The 18,295-nt window shown below is 67.5% G+C and carries 16 protein-coding genes; 7 read left to right on the top strand and 9 right to left on the bottom strand.

Features of this window, described 5'->3' with window-relative positions:
• Nucleotides 1-10 precede the first annotated feature (10 nt).
• Nucleotides 11-937, bottom strand: coding sequence for a Grx4 family monothiol glutaredoxin (gene grxD / locus ACZK5G_RS18760; protein ID WP_049421809.1), 927 nt, complete (start codon nucleotides 935-937; stop codon nucleotides 11-13).
• A gap of 59 nt (nucleotides 938-996) precedes the next feature.
• On the opposite strand from grxD, the gene ACZK5G_RS18755 reads away from it, so the two are divergent.
• Entirely contained in the window at nucleotides 997-1,776 is a 780-nt protein-coding gene (locus tag ACZK5G_RS18755; protein ID WP_478464383.1) for a polysaccharide deacetylase family protein, read from the top strand.
• Nucleotides 1,777-1,802: 26 nt separating this feature from the next.
• On the opposite strand, the gene ACZK5G_RS18750 is transcribed toward ACZK5G_RS18755, so the two are convergent.
• From ACZK5G_RS18750 to ACZK5G_RS18740, 3 genes are read right to left on the bottom strand one after another with little or no spacing between them, the layout of a single operon-like run.
• The gene (locus ACZK5G_RS18750) at nucleotides 1,803-2,519 is read right to left on the bottom strand and encodes a class I SAM-dependent methyltransferase (protein WP_478464381.1); all 717 of its coding nucleotides are present in this window, start codon (nucleotides 2,517-2,519) and stop codon (nucleotides 1,803-1,805) included.
• Between the two features lie 4 nt (nucleotides 2,520-2,523).
• Complete coding sequence (locus ACZK5G_RS18745; protein ID WP_006384308.1) at nucleotides 2,524-3,141, bottom strand: SGNH/GDSL hydrolase family protein; 618 nt, start codon at nucleotides 3,139-3,141, stop codon at nucleotides 2,524-2,526.
• 3 nt (nucleotides 3,142-3,144) lie between these two features.
• Nucleotides 3,145-4,419, bottom strand: coding sequence for a pyridoxal phosphate-dependent aminotransferase (locus ACZK5G_RS18740; protein ID WP_032129867.1), 1,275 nt, complete (start codon nucleotides 4,417-4,419; stop codon nucleotides 3,145-3,147).
• A gap of 114 nt (nucleotides 4,420-4,533) precedes the next feature.
• Between ACZK5G_RS18740 and rsgA the strand changes: the two genes are divergently transcribed.
• Together rsgA and ACZK5G_RS18730 are read left to right on the top strand one after the other, a co-directional pair.
• Nucleotides 4,534-5,643 carry a ribosome small subunit-dependent GTPase A gene (gene rsgA, locus ACZK5G_RS18735; RefSeq protein ID WP_032129866.1) on the top strand — a complete coding sequence of 370 codons (1,110 nt, stop codon included), beginning with the start codon at nucleotides 4,534-4,536 and terminating at the stop codon, nucleotides 5,641-5,643.
• Between the two features lie 402 nt (nucleotides 5,644-6,045).
• Nucleotides 6,046-7,299 carry a flavohemoglobin expression-modulating QEGLA motif protein gene (locus tag ACZK5G_RS18730; RefSeq protein ID WP_121504406.1) on the top strand — a complete coding sequence of 418 codons (1,254 nt, stop codon included), beginning with the start codon at nucleotides 6,046-6,048 and terminating at the stop codon, nucleotides 7,297-7,299.
• A gap of 444 nt (nucleotides 7,300-7,743) precedes the next feature.
• Here the strand turns inward: ACZK5G_RS18730 and ACZK5G_RS18725 are convergent, their stop codons facing one another.
• The 5 genes from ACZK5G_RS18725 to ACZK5G_RS18705 all read right to left on the bottom strand — a co-directional run bounded on the left by ACZK5G_RS18725 (nucleotide 7,744) and on the right by ACZK5G_RS18705 (nucleotide 14,243).
• Nucleotides 7,744-10,041: a TonB-dependent receptor gene (locus tag ACZK5G_RS18725; RefSeq protein ID WP_478464379.1), complete on the bottom strand. Its 2,298-nt coding sequence runs from the start codon at nucleotides 10,039-10,041 to the stop codon at nucleotides 7,744-7,746.
• A 160-nt stretch (nucleotides 10,042-10,201) separates the two neighbouring features.
• On the bottom strand, nucleotides 10,202-10,726 hold the full coding sequence (locus ACZK5G_RS18720) for a hypothetical protein (RefSeq protein ID WP_478464377.1): 525 nt from the start codon (nucleotides 10,724-10,726) through the stop codon (nucleotides 10,202-10,204).
• A 207-nt stretch (nucleotides 10,727-10,933) separates the two neighbouring features.
• Nucleotides 10,934-11,674 carry an acetoacetyl-CoA reductase gene (phbB, locus tag ACZK5G_RS18715; protein WP_005419193.1) on the bottom strand — a complete coding sequence of 247 codons (741 nt, stop codon included), beginning with the start codon at nucleotides 11,672-11,674 and terminating at the stop codon, nucleotides 10,934-10,936.
• A gap of 25 nt (nucleotides 11,675-11,699) precedes the next feature.
• Nucleotides 11,700-13,028 carry a CitMHS family transporter gene (locus tag ACZK5G_RS18710; protein WP_125895106.1) on the bottom strand — a complete coding sequence of 443 codons (1,329 nt, stop codon included), beginning with the start codon at nucleotides 13,026-13,028 and terminating at the stop codon, nucleotides 11,700-11,702.
• Nucleotides 13,029-13,103: 75 nt separating this feature from the next.
• Complete coding sequence (locus ACZK5G_RS18705; protein WP_032130484.1) at nucleotides 13,104-14,243, bottom strand: OprO/OprP family phosphate-selective porin; 1,140 nt, start codon at nucleotides 14,241-14,243, stop codon at nucleotides 13,104-13,106.
• 242 nt (nucleotides 14,244-14,485) lie between these two features.
• Between ACZK5G_RS18705 and ACZK5G_RS18700 the strand changes: the two genes are divergently transcribed.
• The 4 genes from ACZK5G_RS18700 to ACZK5G_RS18685 are packed head-to-tail and all read left to right on the top strand — an operon-like array spanning nucleotide 14,486 to nucleotide 18,290.
• On the top strand, nucleotides 14,486-15,175 hold the full coding sequence (locus ACZK5G_RS18700) for a response regulator transcription factor (RefSeq protein WP_049463657.1): 690 nt from the start codon (nucleotides 14,486-14,488) through the stop codon (nucleotides 15,173-15,175).
• Nucleotides 15,168-16,559: a sensor histidine kinase gene (locus ACZK5G_RS18695; protein ID WP_032129112.1), complete on the top strand. Its 1,392-nt coding sequence runs from the start codon at nucleotides 15,168-15,170 to the stop codon at nucleotides 16,557-16,559. The genes ACZK5G_RS18700 and ACZK5G_RS18695 overlap by 8 nt, the downstream gene beginning before the upstream one ends.
• A complete protein-coding gene (locus ACZK5G_RS18690; protein WP_049400238.1) occupies nucleotides 16,556-17,611 on the top strand; it encodes an ABC transporter substrate-binding protein in 1,056 nt (351 codons plus the stop codon). The genes ACZK5G_RS18695 and ACZK5G_RS18690 overlap by 4 nt, the downstream gene beginning before the upstream one ends.
• A 28-nt stretch (nucleotides 17,612-17,639) precedes the next feature.
• Nucleotides 17,640-18,290 (top strand): response regulator, encoded by a 651-nt coding sequence (locus ACZK5G_RS18685; protein ID WP_049463669.1) that lies wholly within the window; start codon nucleotides 17,640-17,642, stop codon nucleotides 18,288-18,290.
• The last annotated feature ends 5 nt before the right edge of the window (nucleotides 18,291-18,295 follow it).

Raw genomic sequence — 18,295 nt, 5'->3', positions numbered from 1 at the left:
TCAGTGCCGATCAGTACTTCGGCACGCCGTTGTCGACGTCTTCCGACCAGGCGTTGATGCCGCCGGTGACGTTGAACACCTTGGTGAAGCCGAGGGCGCGGAACTGCTCGGCGGCCTGCGCGCTGCGGCCACCGTGGTGGCACATGAAGGCCAGCGCGGTGTCCTTCGGCAGGGCTTCCAGCGCGGCGCGGCCGTTGCCGTCGAAGCTCTTGAACGGTACGCCGACGGCTGCGATGGCGCGCTCGTCGGCCGGGCGCACGTCCACCAGGGTGATGTTGCCGGCACGCACCAGGTCGTCGGCGTCGCGCACGCTGATTTCCTGCACCGGCTTGGGCGCATTCGGGTTGTCGATCGCCAGGCCCTTGCCGCGGATGTCGTCCACCCAGTCGATGGTGATGCCGTTGGCGCGACGCGCGCTGGCCAGGTCGAACTGCACGCGCAGGCCGTTGGACTCGGCGGCAATCGCGCCTTCGTCGTGCGGGGCCAGCTGGAAGTTCGGCTGGAAACCGGCGTCGATGGACAGCTGCAGGGCAGCGCCCGGAGCATCGGCCAGCGCGCCCTTGAGCATTTCCACGGCGGCCGGGGTGACGGTGATGCTCGGCGGGGTACGGTCCGGCGCGGCCAGGCCCAGCACGCTGCTCAGCTCGCCGCTGGCCGCCATCTGCAGCACGATGTCGCTGCCGCCGACCAGTTCGCCGTCGATGTACAGCTGCGGGATGGTCGGCCAGTCGCCGTAGGCCTTGATGCCTTCGCGGATTTCCTGGTCGGCCAGCACGTTGACGTGGGCGAACTCGACGCCGAGGTCCTGCAGGGCGCCCACGGCCTTGGCCGAGAAACCGCACTGCGGCATCGACGGCTGGCCCTTCATGAACAGCACGACGCGGTTGGCGTTGAGGATGGATTCGATGCGCGAACGCAGGGCGGGATCGAGGGACATGGACGTCGGGGTTCCGGGAATTCGAATCATCAATTCTAACCCCCATGGCATCATGGGGGATGAGCAACGCAGGAACATTGCATCGCATCCCGGCCCGCCCCTGGCGCTGGCTGCCCTGGCTGGTGGCGTCGCAGCTGGTCGTGATCCTGGTCTGGGCCCTGGACGGCTGGCAGTGGGGGCTGCCGCTGATGGTGGCCAGCCACGCATTGTTCATGGTGCCGGTGTTCCTGCCCAACAGCCGCTTCTATGCGCCGGTGCTGAGCCGACTGCCGGAGGTCGGTAACACGGTATGGCTGACCATCGATGACGGCCCCGGTCCGGAAACCCGCGCCGTGCTCGACCTGCTGGACCGCCACCAGGCACGCGCCACCTTCTTCCTGGTGGGGGAACGCGCGCTGGCACAGCCGGAACTGGTGCAGGAGATCCTGCGCCGTGGCCATGACCTGGGCAATCACAGCCACAGCCATCCGCAGGCGCGCTTCTGGCGGCTGGGCCCGGCGGCGATGCGCGCCGAGATCGAGGGCTGCCAGCATGCCCTGCAGGCGGTAAGCGGCCAGCCGGTGCGCTGGTACCGCTCGGTGGTGGGCATGACCAATCCGTTCGTGGCGCCGGTGCTGCAGCGGTTGGGGCTGGTCCGGGTAGGCTGGAGCGCGCGCGGCTACGACGGCGTCGGCTGCACGCCGGACGGCGTGCTGGCACGGCTGCTGCCAGACCTGTGCCCGGGCGCGATCGTGCTGCTGCACGAAGGTGCCGCCCATGGGCACAACCTGGTGATCATCGAGCGCGTGCTGCAGGCGCTGGACGAGCGCGGGCTGAAGGCGCAGCTGCCGGCCGGATAACCGGTAGCGCCGGGCCACGCCCGGCGCTACCGGATGCGGTGCGCCACCAGCAGCCAGCTGTTGAACGGGGTACGCCCGTGCAGCGGCCGGGGCGACGTCACCTGCAATCCGGCCTCGATCAATGTCGCCTGCAGCACCTGCGGATCGGGATAGTGGCGCGGTCGTGTGCCCATCCAGCCGATCAGCCAGGCCAGCCGGTCGGCCACCCGTGTGGTGCGGTCGCGGCCATCGCCGGTGGCCAGCGGTGTACGCAGCAGCAGGCAGCCGCCGTGGGCCACCTGCGCGCTGGCCGCGCGCAGCAGGGCCTGCTGTGGGCCCGCGTCCAGATACTGAAGCACGTCCAGCAGCAGGACGTGCCCGGCCTGCGCCGGCAGCGGCGCCTGCACATCCACGCAGTCGAAGCGCACGTCCTGCAGGTCGGCGGCAGCACGTTGCGCGCGGGTGATCTTGCCGGCATCCACGTCCACGCCCAGGTAATGCTGGGTACCGCCGCGCTGGCGCAGCACATGGGCGAACAGGCCCAGCCCGCAGCCCAGGTCCAGCACCGGCTGCCCATCGTCAGGCAGATGCTGCAGCACGCCGTCGTACAGCGGATCGCTGCCAAGTTTGCCGCGTGTGTAGTAGTAGTCGCGGCGGCTGCCCCAGGCCTGCGCCGGCCGGAATGCGTCGGCGATCAAGCGGGCTTGCGGGGCCGCCAGGGGAGTGCAGGGCAGGGGCGTGCCAGTCCGTGGCGTGCCGTCCATCGCCTCAGTCCGTGCCGCCAAGCAGGTGCGCGGCCACCGGCAGGGCGCGCGCGCTCCACAGCGCGTACATCCGCGCCGAAGGGTGCAGGCCGTCTTCGGCAATCATCGCCGGGTCGTCACCGTGGTCACGGCTGATATCGGTGATGTCGACGAAGGCCACGCCCTGCTGGGTGCTGATCACCTCGGCAGCCGCGTTGAACTCGTCGGTCTCGATCTCGATGGCGGCCAGGTCGCGGCCACTGCCGGCGCCGAACGGGGTCGCACCCCAATCGGGGAAGGACAGCACCAACACGCGGCCGGCGTCACCGCCAGCGAAGCCGATCGCCCGCTGCAGCAGGGCCTGGAACTGGCTGCGGTATTCGTCCAGCGGACGCCCGCGGTACTGGTTGTTGACGCCGATCAGCAGGCTGACGAAATCGAACGGCCCCTGCGGCGCGGCCGCATCGATGCCCGCATCGAGTTCGTCGGTGGTCCAGCCGGTGGTCGCAATGGTCTGCGGATCGGACAGCTCAGTGCCCTGTGCACGCAGCGCGGCAGCCAGCTGGTGCGGCCAGCGGCCTTCGACTGCAACCGCTTCACCGATGGTGTACGAATCGCCCAGCGCCAGGTAGGACAGGGTCACAGGTCAGGCCACCGAACGGCGCGGCTTCAGCGGCACGACCTTGGTCGCGTCCTCGGCACGGCGGGCCAGGGCACGGTCAATGCGCGCGAATACATCGCGCATCACCGAGGCTTCCGGCATCAGGGTCACGCGGAAATGGTGGCGGTAGGGCACGTTGAAGCTCGAGCCCGGCACCACCAGCACGCCCTCGTTGTTCATCAGGTCCAGCGCGAAGTTGTGGTCGTCAAAGCCCTTTGCCGCAGCGCCGACCACGGCCGGGAACGCGTACAGCGCACCGGCGGGAGCGACCAGCGACAGGTGCTCGCTGGCTTCGCAGGCCTCGATTACCGCGCGGCGGGTTTCATACAGGCGGCCGCCCGGCGTGCACAGCTCGGAAATGGTGTCCGGGCCGTTCACCGCGGCCTCGATGGCGTACTGGCCCGGCACGTTGGCGCACAGGCGCAGCGCGCCCAACAGGTCCAGTGCCGCGCGGAAGTCACCCAGGCGGGCATCATCGCCGCTGAGGTGGGCCCAGCCCACGCGCCAGCCGCAGGCGCGGTGCACCTTGCTCAGGCCGCTGAAGGTCAGGCACGGATGATCACCGGCCAGCGGTGCGACCGGCTGGAACACCGCGTCGTCGTACAGGATCTGGTCGTAGATCTCATCAACCAGCAACAGCAGGTTGTGGCGGCGCGCGATCTCCACCACGCGCTCCAGCAGTTCGCGTGGGTAGCTGGCGCCGCTGGGGTTGTTCGGGTTGATCAGCACGATGGCGCGGGTGCGCGAGGACACCAGCGTCTCGATCTCGCTCGGGTCCGGCTGGAAGCCGTTCTCCGGTGCGCAGCGGTAGTACACCGGGCGGCCATCGTTGAGGATGGTCGAGGCCGACCACAGCGGGTAGTCGGGCGAGGGCACCAGCACTTCGTCGCCGGGATTGAGCAGCGCACGCAGCGACAGGTCGATCAGTTCGCTGACGCCATTGCCGAGGAAGACGCGGTCCGGGTGCGCATCGGGCGCGCCACGGCGGGCGTAGTAGCTGGCGATGGCTTCACGCGCGACCGGCAGGCCCTGCTGGTGCGTGTAGGGGTCGGTGCGGCCCATGTCGTCGGCGATCGCACGCTGAAGGTGCTCCGGCGCGCGGAAACCGAAGGCGCCGGGATTGCCGATGTTGAGCTTGATCAGCTTGCGGCCCTGCGCCTCCAGCTCCCGGGCTCGCCGCGCCAGTTCTCCGCGGATTTCGTAGCGCACTTCGGAAAGGCGCTCGCGGATGGCCAGGGGCTTGGGCGAGTTGGTGGACATGGGGGCTGGGCCGTCAAAAGGCATGGGGCTTCCATCCTACCGGAATTGCTGCAATGCATGGCAAGGGCTCCGGGCCCGTCATTGCTGGGCTGGCAGGGCGCCGGCACAGGTAGAATGGCGGCGATGACCCAGACCCCCGATTTCATCGCCCTGCAGACCATTGGCTGGCCCTGGCCGGGCCCGGCGCAGCAGGCCGACTGGCAGGCCGCGATGGCCGCACATCCGCAGGCCCGCCCGGCACGGGTGATCGAACAACACCGCACCCACTACGTGGTGGCCGATGGCCCGGATGCGTCGATCAAGGCCGAGTCCCTGCCGGAATGGCAGCGCCCGCGCTTCCCCAGCCATGAACGGCCAGCGGTGGGTGACTGGGTGCTGCTCGATGGCATCCGCATCGTCGCCCTGCTGCCGCGGCGTACCGCGATCAAGCGCGGTGCGGCCGGCGAGCATTACCACCAGCAGGTGATCGCCGCCAACATCGATACGGTGTTCATCGTCTGTGGCCTGGATGCCGACTTCAATCCGCGCCGCATCGAGCGCTACCTGCTGCTGGTCGGTGGTGGCGGTGCAGAACCGGTGGTGGTGCTGACCAAGGCCGACCAGACCGAGTACAGCGAAGACGCACTGGCGGTGCTGGAAGAGCTGGAGATGCAGGGCATCGCGCTGCATGCGATCAACGGCCTGGATGCCGACAGCGTGGCGGTGCTGCAGCCGTGGCTGGGCCCGGGCCGCACGGTGGTGCTGGTCGGTTCCTCCGGTGCCGGCAAGTCCACGCTGACCAACACCCTGCTGGGCGAGCAGCGGATGAAGACCAACGCGGTGCGCGCCAACGATTCGCGCGGACGCCACACCACCACGCACCGCGCGCTGATGCCGCTGCCGACCGGCGCCTGCCTGATCGACACCCCGGGCATGCGCGAGCTGAAGCCGACCGGCGAAGAGACCCTGTCCGAGGGTGGGTTCGCGGACATCGAAGCGCTGGCCGCACAGTGCCGTTTCAACGACTGCAAGCACCAGCAGGAGCCGGGCTGTGCCGTGCGTGCAGCGATCGAGGCCGGCGAGATTGAAGAGAGCCGGCTGCTGAACTACTTCAAGCTGAAGGAAGAAGTGGCCGCCGCCGCCGCCAAGCTGGCGGTGCGCCAGGCCGAAACCGCGCAGGAACGCGGCGGCAAGAAGGGCAAGGGCCAGCAGTTCCGCCCGGCCGGCAAGCCGCGCAGGCGTTGATCGGTATCACGGGGTCGGATCCCATTGCACCGCAATGGGCTCTGACCCCTGCAATGAAACCCGCCTCTGCCTGCTTCGGGTGGATGCCAACTGCCCGCTCCTGGTAGGTGCCAACCTTGGTTGGCACGGATGTATCCGAAGCCCGCCTCTGCCCGCTCCTGGTAGATGCCAACCTTGGTTGGCACGGATGTATCCGAAGTCCGCCTCTGCCCGCTCCTGGTAGGTGCCAACCTTGGTTGGCACGGATGTATCCGAAGCCCGTCTCTGCCCGCTCCTGGTAGGTGCCAACCTTGGTTGGCACGGATGTATCCGAAGCCCGCCTTCGGCGGATGCCAACCAAGGTTGGCAGCTACCCGATCCATTGCACCTACCAACGTGCGGGCAGGGCGCTATAGTCCGCGCATGGAACCGACTGCGACGCTGGACCGTGACGTGGCCCACCATGCAGCGCTCGATGCGCGCCTGGTCGAGGCCGTGGGAGGCATCCGCCTGCTGGGCCTGACCAGCTGGCCAGCCACGGTGCAGGCACCGTTCCTGGACAGCGTGGCGCGTGGCCAGCCGGTACTGCCGAAGGTGGATTACCCGAAGCTGGACTTCAGCGAAGAACGCCGCGCGCTGGCCGCGATCGCCGCCGACTGTGACGACAGCCATCCGCTGGGCCACTACGTGCGGCAGTCGGCACAGAGCTGGGACCTGGCCGCACAGCTGCTGGAAGGGCTGGGCACCGCTGCAGTCGATACCTGTTCTGTGCAGCTGTTCGGCGCCCCCGAGCAGCCGCTGCCGGGCAATGGCCCGAGCACGCGCGAAGCAGCACGCCACTTCATCCAGATCGCCGCCGAACTGGACCACGAACTGCTGGCGCCGGAAGAACAGGTGCCGGTCTCGGCCATCGCGCTGCAACTGCAGCTGCAGAACGATCTGGACGCGTTCTTCGAATCGCGCATCATCCAGGTACAGCTCGACCCGGAGCTGGTGTCCAAGGCCGCCGCCGGCCCGACCCGCATCCGCCTGCGCACCAGTGCGCGCTTCAGTGCCTACGACCGCGCGCAGCTGTTCCACCATGAAGCGCTCGTGCATTCGCTGACCGCCCTGAACGGCCGCGAGCAGCCGGTGCTGCCGAGCCTGGCACTGTCCTCGCCGCGGGTGACGGCAACCCAGGAAGGGCTGGCCACCTTTGCCGAGCAGATCACCGGCAGCATCGACATCGAGCGCCTCAAGCGCATCAGCCTGCGTACCGAAGCGATTGCGATGGCCCGCGAAGGTGCTGATTTCATCGAAGTGTTCCGCTATTTCTGCGATGCCGGGCAGAACGCGGAGGAGAGCTTCGCCTCGGCACAGCGCGTGTTCCGTGGGGTACCGCCGAGTGGCGGCCTGGCCTTCACCAAGGACACGGTGTACCTGCGCGGCCTGGTGTCGGTGCACACGTTCTTCCGCCACATGCTGGCCGAGGACCGGTTGCAGGTCTGCCGTTGGTTGTTCGCGGGCAAGATGAGCCTGACCGATGCGATCGCGTTCGCGCCGTTGTTCGATGCGGGGGTGCTGAAGCCGCCGCGCTGGCTGCCGCACTGGATGAGCCGGGCGAACGGCCTGGCCGGGATGCTGGCGTTCTCGCTGTTCGCCAACCGGATACGGATGGACCAGCTGGCGCCGGAATGAAATGCGTTGGCGGCTTGTGGCGTCTTGATTGATATCGGAGAGAGCGGGGGGCTTGCGCCGGCCAGGACACGCCGCAAGTACGTCCCTGTAGGCTCGGCCACGGCATCCGTGCCGTGGACGGTCCTGGCCAGCGCAAGCCCCCCGCTCCAGACAATTTCCTGCGAGACGGCCAGCAATCCACCAGAGGGATTGCGTTTGAAAAGCTTGAAAAGCAAAGAGCCGGGCAGTGCCCGGCTCTTTGCTTTTGCTTTTGCTCTTGCTTTCAATTGCCTCCGCGCCGGCGCGGGGAACTGTCCAGCGCGGGTAGGCAGGCCCATGCAGGACCGTTGGCGCCATGGATGGCGCCATCGAGCCCCCACGGACGGGTTTACGGCGTGTCCTGCATGGGCCTGCCTACCCGCGCCATGCAGGAACACTCGATGCGCCGCAGCGCCCGCTTTCGACTTAGAACTCCGCCGCCACCGTCATGAACAGCTGCCGCGGCGCGCTCGCATGGATCGCATAGCGCTTGCCCTCCGGATCGGTCGGTGCGAACGAACTCAACTGGCCCGCATAGCGCTTGTTGGTCAGGTTGGTCGCGTTCAACGACACCCGCACGTTACGCAGGCCCAGGCCCGGGCCGAAATCGTAGCCCGCACCGGCGTCGAAGGTGGTCACGCCCGGCACCGACTGGTCATTGGTGTAGGTGTAGTAGCGCTTGCCGGTGTACTTGGCACGCAGGCTGGCGAAGAAGCCATCGCGGTTCCAGCTGATTTCACTGGAGGCCATGCGCTGCGGCGTATCCACAGTGATCTTGCCGGCCACCGGCACCACCGCGCCGCCGGACAGGTAGTCGTCCTCGTAGGTGGTCTTGTTCCAGGACAGCGCGTTGTACCACTGCAGGCCGTCGATCGGCTTGAGGATGAAGGTCAGTTCCGCGCCGTAGCTCTTCACCGAACCGACGTTGATGAAGCGCGTCACGCACTCCGGACGCGTGCCGACTTCGATGCTCGAGCACGGGTTCAGCGACAGCAGGCGGTTGTCGAACTTCACGTTGTAGCCCGCGATCGACGCCTGGTACTTCTCGCCGAAGGTACGGAAGCCGGCTTCCAGGCTCTTGGACTTCTCCGGCTCCAGCCCGGCACTGGCCGCGAACGATTCCGGTGACACCTGCAGCGGGCCGCCGCTGCCACCACCGACGAAGGCGGCGATGTTCTCGGCGTAGGAGGCGAACAGCTCGTTGTTGGCGTTGAGCTTGAAGCCTACGCCCACCTGCGGCAGCACCGATTCCTTGGCGGTCAGCGTGCCCGAGGCGATGCTGGTTTCCACGCCGGGGTTGGCGGTGGCGCGCATGCGGGTGTTGGGGCTCTTGATGCCCACGTCCACGGTCAGGCGCTGGTCCAGGAAGCGCATGCGGTCCTGAACGTAGAACTGGCGCGTGCGGATGTCGAAGTCTTGGTTGAACAGCAGGCGGTCCGGGTTCTTCAGGTACAGGTCGTCCAGGAACGGGCCGCTGATGTAGTAGAAGTTGCGCGAAACGTTGTGGTCGTTCTGCTCGTACCACAGGCCGGCTTCCAGCTCGTGGATGCCCACCGTCCACGACAGTGCGGCGGTCAGGCCATCGCGGTTGATCGTGTAGTTGGTGCTGCGGATCGAGATCGGCAGCATCTTGTCGGTGCCCGGGTAGGACGGCTGGCCCGGTGCCCACCAGTGGCCCTGGCCACGGTTGTCGTGGTGGTAGGCCAGCAGCTTCAGGCGACCCTGCTCACCCAGGCGCAGGTCGGCATCCACCGAGTACAGGTTGTCGTCACGCAGTGCACGGCTCTGGTAGTACGCATCGTCGATGCTGGTGACGCCACCGCTGAACTTGCACTTGCTGCGGTCCAGAGTTCCCTGCGCGCAGTACGCAGCAGCCACGGCTCGATCCCAGTCCGGCGCGTAGATGTTCCAGTCATAGCCCAGGCCACGTGCCAGCATGTCCTTGGACAGGTAGGCGTAGTTGGCCTGGCTGGCGCGCGAGGTGGCCACGAACGCACCGAAACGATGGTCGCCCACGTTCCACACCGCCTTGGCGTTGAACTGGCGGGTGGTCTGGTTCTGGTACGGCGCAGCCCACATGTCCTGGTCCTGGTGCACGCCGGACACGTAGGCCGAGAAGCCGTTGATGTCGCCGGTATCCACGCGCAGGTAGCCACGGCGCTGGCTGTTGTCGCCAACGGTGACGCTGGCGCGGCCTCCGAATTCGGTGGACGGGTCCATCGAGAAGTACTGGATGGTGCCGCCCAGGTTGCTGGTCGAGGCCACGCCCAGCGAACCGATGCCCTGCGACAGTTCGGCACCGGCCAGGTTCTCGGCGATGATCGCGCGGGCGATGCTCAGGCCGTTGTAGTTGCCGTAGCTGTTGTCGCCCAGCGGGATGCCGTCCAGCGTGTAGCCGAGGCGGCTCTTGTCGAAGCCGCGCAGGCTGATGGTCTGCGATTCTTCGTTGGCGCCGAAGGCATCGTTGGACTGCACCGACACGCCCGGCAGCCGGTCGAGGATCTTCTGGCCGCTGGTGCCCGGCGGCAGCACCTGCTTGTCGACGGTGGTGATGCGCTGCACCTGGCGGGTCTCGCCCTGGCCGATCACGGAGACGGTATCCAGCGTCTGCGCGCTCAGCGCGGCATCGGTGCTGGCGCCGGCATCGGCGGCGGTGGCGGCATGGGCGCTGGCGGCGGCGGAGAGCGCGATCGCCACGGCGATCGTCAGGTGTCGGGTCTGCATGGTGGTCCGTTGCATTGGGGGTGGTCACCGGCACGCGTGCGCGGTGCATGGCCACTATGCGAACGGAACATGAAACCTTCTTTACGGAAAACCAACGAACGGTGCAGGACAGTGGTGCGTGTCCTGCAACCTGTTCGTCATGGTGGTATGCCGGAGAGAATCAGAAGCGCTCACCGGGCCACCTGAATTTGAGCTGGTCCATGCAGTCACGATCATGTTCGGAGAATGAGAACCCGATCTGGATGCCGTTCAGTACCGTGCCGAACACCGTCGACTCGTCCAGACTATGCCCTGACGGGACGGAAAGGACGTTGAAGTCGGGGTAGCGACGACCCATCTGCTTTCGCGAGATGCAGGCGCCGCCCAGCGACAGCGTAATGCCTTTGATGATTCGCCCCGACGCATCGCTGTAGATCTGGCCAGAAGGTGCCCTGATCCTCCCAGCGACCACGAACGGCGCCAGATCGATGGTGGCGCTGTCGCCCCGGCCCCTTCCTGCTTCCGAACGCGAGCCGGCCGGAGCCAGTGGTGACAGCTGCGCGACAAGGTCAGAGCGTGCCAGCTGCAAGGACCAGCGCTCCACGAGCCGCCAGGTTGAGTCCGCCTCTTCTGCAGTGGCAGCGGGTGGGGTTGCCGCCAGTGACGTGGCGGCGACCGCAAGAAGCGCAATCAGCATTGCACGCATGCCAACCTCCTTGATCCGCGATGTCAGCCGTTCGTCCATTGGGCGCGGCAAGCGCTGGCAGGTATAGCACCGGTTCTGCCGATGCATCGGGAAGTGCGTCTCAGAAATGCAGAAACAAAAAGGGGCCGGATCCCCCTCGCGAACGAAGGTTCACCGGCCCCGCGCACTCCGTGGGGGAGGCGGTCCACGCGCTGCCTGGAGACGGGCTCAACCCATGTACAGGCCACCGTTGACCGGATAATCGGCGCCGGTCACGTACGAGGCTTCGTCCGAGGCCAGCCATGCGCACAGGCCGGCCACTTCTTCCGGACGGCCCAGGCGTCGCACCGGCACCGAGGCGGCCAGCCGGTCCAGCACGTCCGGCGGGAAGCTGCTGATCGCCTGGCTGGCGATGTAGCCCGGCGACAGCGTGTTGACGGTGACCCCGCGTGAGGCCACTTCGGCGGCCAGCGCACGGCTGAAACCATGCATCGCGGCCTTGGCGGTGGCGTAGTTCACCTGGCCGATCTGGCCCTTGTGGGCGCTGACCGAACCGATGTTGATGATGCGGCCCCAGCCCCGCGTGGCCATGCCGTCCACCACCTGCTTGGTCAGGTTGAACAGCGCATTGAGGTTGGAGGCGATCACCGCGTTCCAGTCTTCCACCGTCATCTGCCGGAACAGCAGGTCGCGGCTGCCACCGGAGTTGTTGACCAGCACGTCCACTTCACCGACTTCGGCGCGGACCTTGGCGAACGCCGCGCTGGTCGAGGCCCAGTCGGTCGCGTTGCCTTCGGAGGCGATGAAGTCGAAGCCCTGTTCGCGCTGCTCGCGCAGCCAGTTGGCCTTGCGCGGTGAGTTCGGCGCGCAACCGGCGACCACGGTGTGGCCGCTGCGGGCCAGGCTCTGGCAGATGGCAGTACCGACACTGCCCATGCCGCTGGTGACGTAAGCGATTCGAAGCGTCATTGCAGAAGGCTCCTTTGGTAAGGGATCAGGCCGCGAGCGGGTACAGGCCGAACAGCAGGCTGCCGACCATCAGCAGCATCGAGATGGCGATAGCCCACTTCAGGGTGAACTTCTGGTGGTCGGCGAACTCGACCTTGGCCAGGCCAACCAGCAGGTAGGTGGACGGCACCAGCGGGCTGAGCAGGTGCACCGGCTGGCCGGCCAGCGAGGCGCGCGCCATCTCCACCGGGGTGATGCCGTAGTTGCCGGCGGCCTCGGACAGGATCGGCAGCACGCCGAAGTAGAACGCGTCGTTGGACATGAAGAAGGTGAACGGCATCGACGCTACTGCGGTGATCACCGCCAGGTACGGGCCCCACGATTCCGGGATCACCGCCAGGAAGCTGTGCGACATCGCCTCGACCATGCCGGTGTTGTTGAGGATGCCGGTGAAGATGCCTGCGGCGAAGATCAGCGACACCACCGACAGCACGTTGCCGGCGTGGTTGACCACGCGGCGGCGCTGCTCGGCCAGGTTCGGGTAGTTGATCACCAGGGCGATGGCGAAGCCGACCATGAACAGCACCGGCATCGGCAGCACGCCGATGATCAGCGCGGTCATCAGCGCCACGGTCAGGGCCAGGTTCACCCACAGCAGCTTCGGGCGCTTGATGTCCTCGGCGTCTTCCACGGTCGGCAGCGCATTGCTGTCGTCGGACACGCTGTTGTCCATCCAGCTGCCACCTTTGGGCAGGGTCACCACGCCGAGGCGACGGCGTTCCTTCAGGCCCAGGTACCAGGCCAGCAGCAGCACGCCGGCACAGGCGATCACCATCGACGGGATCAGCGGCACGAACACATCGGCCGGGTCCACGTGCAGCGCGGTGGCCGCGCGGGCGGTCGGGCCGCCCCACGGGGTCAGGTTCATCACGCCGCCGGCGAGGATGGTCACGCAGGTCATGTTCAGCGCGTTCATGCCCAGCCGCTGGTACAGCGGCAGCATCGCCGAGACGGTGATCATGTAGGTGGTCGAGCCATCACCGTCCAGCGAGATCAGCATCGCCAGCACCGCGGTGCCGAGCACGATCTTCATCGGATCGCCCTTGACGAAGCGCAGGATCACCCGCACCAGCGGATCGAACAGGCCGGCGTCGATCATCACCCCGAAGTAGAGGATGGCGAACATCAGCATCACACCGGTCGGCGCGATCTTCTTGATGCCCTCCAGCATCATCTCGTCGATGTTGGCGCCGAAGCCGCCGATCAGCGCGAACAGGATGGGGATGGTGATCAGGGCGACGAGCGGCGACAGGCGTTTGCTCATGATCAAGTACATGAACGTAATGACCATGCCAAAGCCGAGGATGCTCAGCATCATCTGCGGACTCCTTGCGAAAACAGGACGTGGGGGAGTGGAAGGGGCCCGGGCGGCATGCCCGGAGCATCAGGTCTAGAAGTCGTACTGCAGGCGGCCGGTGACCGCACGCGTGCGGTCCACCGTGATCCCGGCGAGGCGGTCGCGGTTGCGGCTTTCGATCACGTTGAGCATGAAGCGCAGGTTGTCGCGCAGGTACCAGTTGCCACCCAGCGTCCACGCTTCGGTGCTGCCGCGGCGCAGGTCGGCTGCACCGTCGAGGTGCTGTGCGCCCCACATCTGGTCGTAGCGCAGTGCCACTTCGAAGGCACCGGCCTTGTGGCGGATGTCCTTCACCCGCGCGAAGCGGCCGGTCTTGCGGTCGTAGGCGCGGCTTTCGCCGGTGACGAACCAGCTGAGCATGCCGTAGGCGGCCATCACGTCACCGCGCTGCGCGCCGTCATCGAAGGTGGCACCACTGAACTCGCCCTGCCACGACAGCGGGCCGCGCACCTGCGCGTATTCCAGCGACCACTTGTTGACGTCGGTATCGCGGCCAGCGGAGAAGTCGACCAGGGTCAGGCGGCTCTCGTCGGACAGGTGGCCGGCCGGGCGCGGGCGGATCTTCAGGCCCGGGACGCCGTTGGCGCCCGGGTTGTCGTAGGCCTCACGGGCCAGCGACAGGCCCAGGTGCAGCACGTCGCCATCGCTGGGCGAGGGCGCCCAGGTGACGCGGCCACCGGCGGCGCGGCCCTTCACCTGCCAGGCGTCGATGCTTTCCAGGCTGTAGATGCTGGCCGCCCAGGTGAAGTCGCCGGGGTTGGCCTGCCACGATGCGCCCAGGCGATACAGCGGCGCCAGCGTGGTGCCGGCGTTGCCGCGCTCCAGGAAGCTGCCGTAGTTGGAGCTGGTGCGGTCATCCAGCGAGAAGTACTGCTTGAACTGGCCCACGGTGAGCTTGCCGGCCTTGCCGAAGCTGCGTGCCAGGTACACGTCCTTGGCCTCGACGCGGTCGCCGGAGAAATCGGCTTCCAGCTTGTAGTCGACCACGAAGAACTTGCCGGACACATCGACCCAGGCACGGCGGATCTCGGTGTCATCCTTGTTCGGCGTACCGCGGTTGTCGTTGTCGAAGGTGGCGAAGTCCAGGTGCAGGCGGCCTCCGAGCGAAGCCGTGACCGGACGATCGTCTTCGGCGGCAAAGGCCGGCGCCGACAGGGCAGCCAGCGCCATCATGGCGGCAGGGCGCCGCCAGGCAAACGTGAATTCCACAAACCCTCCCAGGTGCGCGCCAGGCGCGCGGCAATCGTGGGCACCGGACGGTGCGCGGCCGCAGTCTGGGTTGCCGTAGCTGTCATCGTCCTGTCAACGGATTGTGCGGTGCAGCGTAAAACCGGCCACTGCGCTCACTGGGCCACGCCCGGCAAGCGCGGCGGCGGCATGCGGTAGCATTCGTTTCCCCTCCCACCCCCGTGCCCATGCGCCTGCTGCTGGTCGAAGACAACCCGGATCTGGCCGATGCGATCATCCGCCGCATGCGCCGCAGTGGGCACGCCGTGGACTGGCAGGCCGATGGCCTGGCGGCCGCCAGCGTGCTGCGCTACCAGAGCTTCGACCTGGTGGTTCTGGATATCGGCCTGCCCAAGCTCGATGGCCTGCGCGTGCTGGCCGGCATGCGCGAGCGCGGCGACAGCACACCGGTGCTGATGCTGACCGCGCGCGACGGCATCGAAGACCGTGTGCAGGCGCTGGACGTCGGCGCCGACGATTACCTGGGCAAGCCGTTCGATTTCCGCGAGTTCGAAGCGCGCTGCCGCGTGCTGCTGCGACGCGCGCGCGGCCAGGCCAGCGAAGTGGTGCAGATCGGTGGCTTCCAGTTCGACAATGCCGCGCACCGGGTCAGCCTCGACGGCGAACCGATCGAACTGCCGAACCGCGAGTACCGCCTGCTGGAGATTCTGGTCGGCCGCCTCGGCCAGGTGGTCGGCAAGGATGAGATAGGCAATGGCCTGTTCGGCTTCGACGATGAAGCCGGCCCGAATGCCATCGAGCTGTATGTGGGGCGCCTGAGAAAGAAGCTGGCAGGTGCACCGCTGCGCATCACCACGGTGCGCGGCGTTGGCTACCTGCTGGAAGCCAGTGATGACAGCGCCGACGCCGATGGCTGACGCGCGGACCGCGAACGCCGCACCGGGCTCGCTGCGGCGCACGCTGCTGCTCTACCTCGGCGCGTTGCTGGCGGTGTTCGCGGTGGCTCTGCTGTTTGCCGCGCGCGGCTATGGCCAGCGCGCCGCCAACCGTTCCTACGATCACCTGTTGGTGTCCTCGGCGTTGTCCATTGCCGATTCGGTGGCCCTGGTCGATGGCCAATGGCAGGTCGATCTGCCCTATGCGGCGCTGGACCTGCTGGCGATGGCCCCGGAAGACCGCGTGTTCTATCGGGTCGCCGACAGCCGTGGCAACCTGATCACCGGCTATGGCGACCTGCCGGCGCCGCCGCGCCGGCCCGGCACGCAACCGCAGCTGTTTGATGCGGCGTACAGTGGCGAGACCGTGCGCTTCGTGGTGGTCGGCCGCAGTTTCGCCGCCGCCTCGGCGCAGGGCGAAGTACAGGTGCAGGTCGGCCAGACCCGGCGTGCGCGTGAAGCGGTCGCGCAGGACATGGTCAACCGCGCACTGCTGGCGATCGGTGTGCTGTCCGGCCTGCTGCTGGCGCTGGTGGCCTTTGGCGTGCATCGCGCATTCCGGCCATTGGTGCGGGTGGAACGCGAGCTGTCACGCCGCGAGCCCTCTGACCTGAAGCCGCTGGATGCCCGTGTACCGCGCGAGATGGACCAGATGGTGGCGGCGTTGAACCGCTTCATGGAACGCCTGTCCAGCAGCAACGAGACCTTGCGCGCGTTCATGGCCGAGGCCGCGCACCAGATGCGTACGCCGTTGGCGGCATTGCGTGCGCAGGCACAGCTGGCGCTGGATGACGACGATCCCGAAGACATGCGGCGCAGCCTGCAGGCGATCGAGCGCAACGCCACCCACATGAGCCGGTTGTTGAATCAGTTGCTCAGCGATGCCAGCGTGATCCATCGTTCGCATCTGCAGCGCTTTGCTGCAGTGGATCTGGCCGAGACCGTGCACCAGGCCCTGCATGAAGCGCTGCCGCAGGCCGGCCCGGCGCCGCGCGTGCAGCTGGCGATGACTGCCGAGCCGGTACAGGTGCATGGCGATGCGCTGCTGCTGCGCGAGGCGATCAAGAACCTGGTCGACAACGCGTTGAAGTACGGTGGTGATGGGCCGTTGCAGATCGCATTGACCGTGGAAGGCGGGCAGGCCGTGCTGACCATCGCCGACCACGGTGCCGGCATTGCCGCCGCCGATGCCGAACGCGTGTTCGAGCGCTTCGCCCGTGGCGAGGGCGCGCCGTCCGGCGGCGCCGGGCTTGGCCTGGCCATCGTCAAGCGTGTGGTCGACAGCCACGGTGGCCGCATCGACCTCAGCAATCGTCCTCAGGGCGGGCTGATCGCCACCATCCGCCTGCCCCGGAGCAGTCCATGATCCGCCTGTTCACTGCTGCCGTTGCCTTGCTGCTGGCCCTGCCGGTGCTGGCTGCGCCAGGCGATGTGCGCCGTTTTCCCGCACAGGCAAAGACCACGGCGCAGCTGCGCATCCACGGCACCACCGACATCGAAGTGTTCGCGGTGGTCATCGCCGACTACCAGCGGCTGCACCCGGGCACCGAAGTGGTGTACGAGGACATCATCACCCAGGACCTGTACGCGCGGTACCTGCACGACCGCGGCGGACCGGCATCGCCGGACCTGCTGATCTCCAGTGGCATGGACCTGCAGACCAAGCTGGTCAACGATGGTCATGCACTGCCGCACCGCTCCGCTCAGACCGCCGCGCTGCCGGCCTGGGCGCAGTGGCGCAACGAGGCATTCGGCATCAGCTATGAGCCGGTGGTGATGGTCTACAACACCCGCGCGCTGACGGCTGCGAGGGTGCCGCACACGCGCCGGCAACTGCTGGACCGGTTGCGCGCCGAAGGCGCACCGCTGCGCGGCAGGGTCGGCACCTATGACATCGAACGCAGCAGCGTCGGCTACCTGCTGTCAACGCAGGATGCGCAGCGTGGCAGCATCGCCGGTGCGCTGCTGGGCGCGCTGGGCGACAACGATGTGGTGCGGGAGGAGCGCACCGGCGTGCTGCTGGACAAGGTGGCCAGCGGACAGCTGTCGCTGGTCTACAACGTGCTCGGCTCTTACGCGCAGGCGCGCATCGACGCGGGTGCTCCGCTGGCGATTGTGGAGCCTGAGGACTACACGCTGGTGGTACTGCGTACCGCGGTGATTCCACGCACCGGCCCACACCCGGAAGAAGCCCGGCGCTTCCTCGACTACCTGTTGTCGCCGCGTGGCCAGCAGGTGCTGTCACGCGAGGCACGGCTGATGCCGATCGTCACCGGCAGCGCACGTGGCGACGATGCGCCCGGCCGCAGCCGCCGCCCGATCCAGCTGGGCCCGGGCCTGCTGGTGTACCTGGATGCGCTCAAGCGCCGCCAGTTCCTCGATGCCTGGCGCAGCAGCGTGGAGCCGGCAGGGCGCTGAGGCGACGGCCTGCCCGTACAATGGCGGCATGAGCGAATACACCATCCTGATCGCCGATGACCACCCGCTGCTGCGTTCGGCGGTGGTGCAGTCATTGCGGCAGAGCCTGCCGCTGGCGCAGGTGCGCGAGGTCGCCAGCGCCGAGGCATTGGCCGAAGCCCTCGACGCGCACCCGGACGTGGACCTGGTGCTGCTCGACCTGACCATGCCCGGCGCGCACGGCTTTTCCGCGCTGCTGCACGTGCGCGGCTCGCATCCGGACATCCCGGTGGTGATCCTCTCGTCCAACGATCACCCCCGTGTGATCCGCCGCGCGCAGCAGTTCGGCGCGGCTGGTTTCATCCCGAAGTCGGCCCCGGCCGAGACCATTGGCGAGGCCGTGCAGGCGGTGCTGGACGGCGGACTGTGGTTCCCGGCGATGGCCGCCGAACGCTCCGAGGCCGACGCCCTGCTGGCCAGCCGCCTGGCCCAGCTGACCCCGCAGCAGTTCCGCGTGCTGCTGTGCCTGGCCGATGGCCTGCTCAACAAGCAGATTGCCTATACGCTGGGATTGGCCGAGAACACGGTGAAGGTGCATGTCACCGCGATCCTGAAGAAGCTCGAATGCCACAGCCGCACGCAGGCCGCAGTGCTGGTGAAGGCGCTGGAGCCCGAGGGCGACGCCGGCGGGAGGCTGTAACACAC

The sequence above is a fragment of the Stenotrophomonas sp. 62841_Sma genome (assembly GCF_056482945.1).
This window is presented reverse-complemented; position numbering and strand designations above follow the sequence as displayed.

Bases quoted from the DNA above. Each gene is read 5' to 3' on its own strand.
- ACZK5G_RS18740 (WP_032129867.1), bottom strand. From the start codon at position 4,419: ATGTCCACCAACTCGCCCAAGCCCCTGGCCATCCGCGAGCGCCTTTCC.
- ACZK5G_RS18750 (WP_478464381.1), bottom strand. From the start codon at position 2,519: ATGGACGGCACGCCACGGACTGGCACGCCCCTGCCCTGCACTCCCCTG.
- rsgA (WP_032129866.1), top strand. From the start codon at position 4,534: ATGGCGGCGATGACCCAGACCCCCGATTTCATCGCCCTGCAGACCATT.
- ACZK5G_RS18685 (WP_049463669.1), top strand. From the start codon at position 17,640: ATGAGCGAATACACCATCCTGATCGCCGATGACCACCCGCTGCTGCGT.
- ACZK5G_RS18725 (WP_478464379.1), bottom strand. From the start codon at position 10,041: ATGCAGACCCGACACCTGACGATCGCCGTGGCGATCGCGCTCTCCGCC.
- ACZK5G_RS18720 (WP_478464377.1), bottom strand. From the start codon at position 10,726: ATGCGTGCAATGCTGATTGCGCTTCTTGCGGTCGCCGCCACGTCACTG.
- ACZK5G_RS18705 (WP_032130484.1), bottom strand. From the start codon at position 14,243: ATGATGGCGCTGGCTGCCCTGTCGGCGCCGGCCTTTGCCGCCGAAGAC.
- ACZK5G_RS18755 (WP_478464383.1), top strand. From the start codon at position 997: ATGAGCAACGCAGGAACATTGCATCGCATCCCGGCCCGCCCCTGGCGC.
- ACZK5G_RS18690 (WP_049400238.1), top strand. From the start codon at position 16,556: ATGATCCGCCTGTTCACTGCTGCCGTTGCCTTGCTGCTGGCCCTGCCG.
- grxD (WP_049421809.1), bottom strand. From the start codon at position 937: ATGTCCCTCGATCCCGCCCTGCGTTCGCGCATCGAATCCATCCTCAAC.
- ACZK5G_RS18710 (WP_125895106.1), bottom strand. From the start codon at position 13,028: ATGCTGAGCATCCTCGGCTTTGGCATGGTCATTACGTTCATGTACTTG.
- phbB (WP_005419193.1), bottom strand. From the start codon at position 11,674: ATGACGCTTCGAATCGCTTACGTCACCAGCGGCATGGGCAGTGTCGGT.
- ACZK5G_RS18700 (WP_049463657.1), top strand. From the start codon at position 14,486: ATGCGCCTGCTGCTGGTCGAAGACAACCCGGATCTGGCCGATGCGATC.
- ACZK5G_RS18695 (WP_032129112.1), top strand. From the start codon at position 15,168: ATGGCTGACGCGCGGACCGCGAACGCCGCACCGGGCTCGCTGCGGCGC.
- ACZK5G_RS18730 (WP_121504406.1), top strand. From the start codon at position 6,046: ATGGAACCGACTGCGACGCTGGACCGTGACGTGGCCCACCATGCAGCG.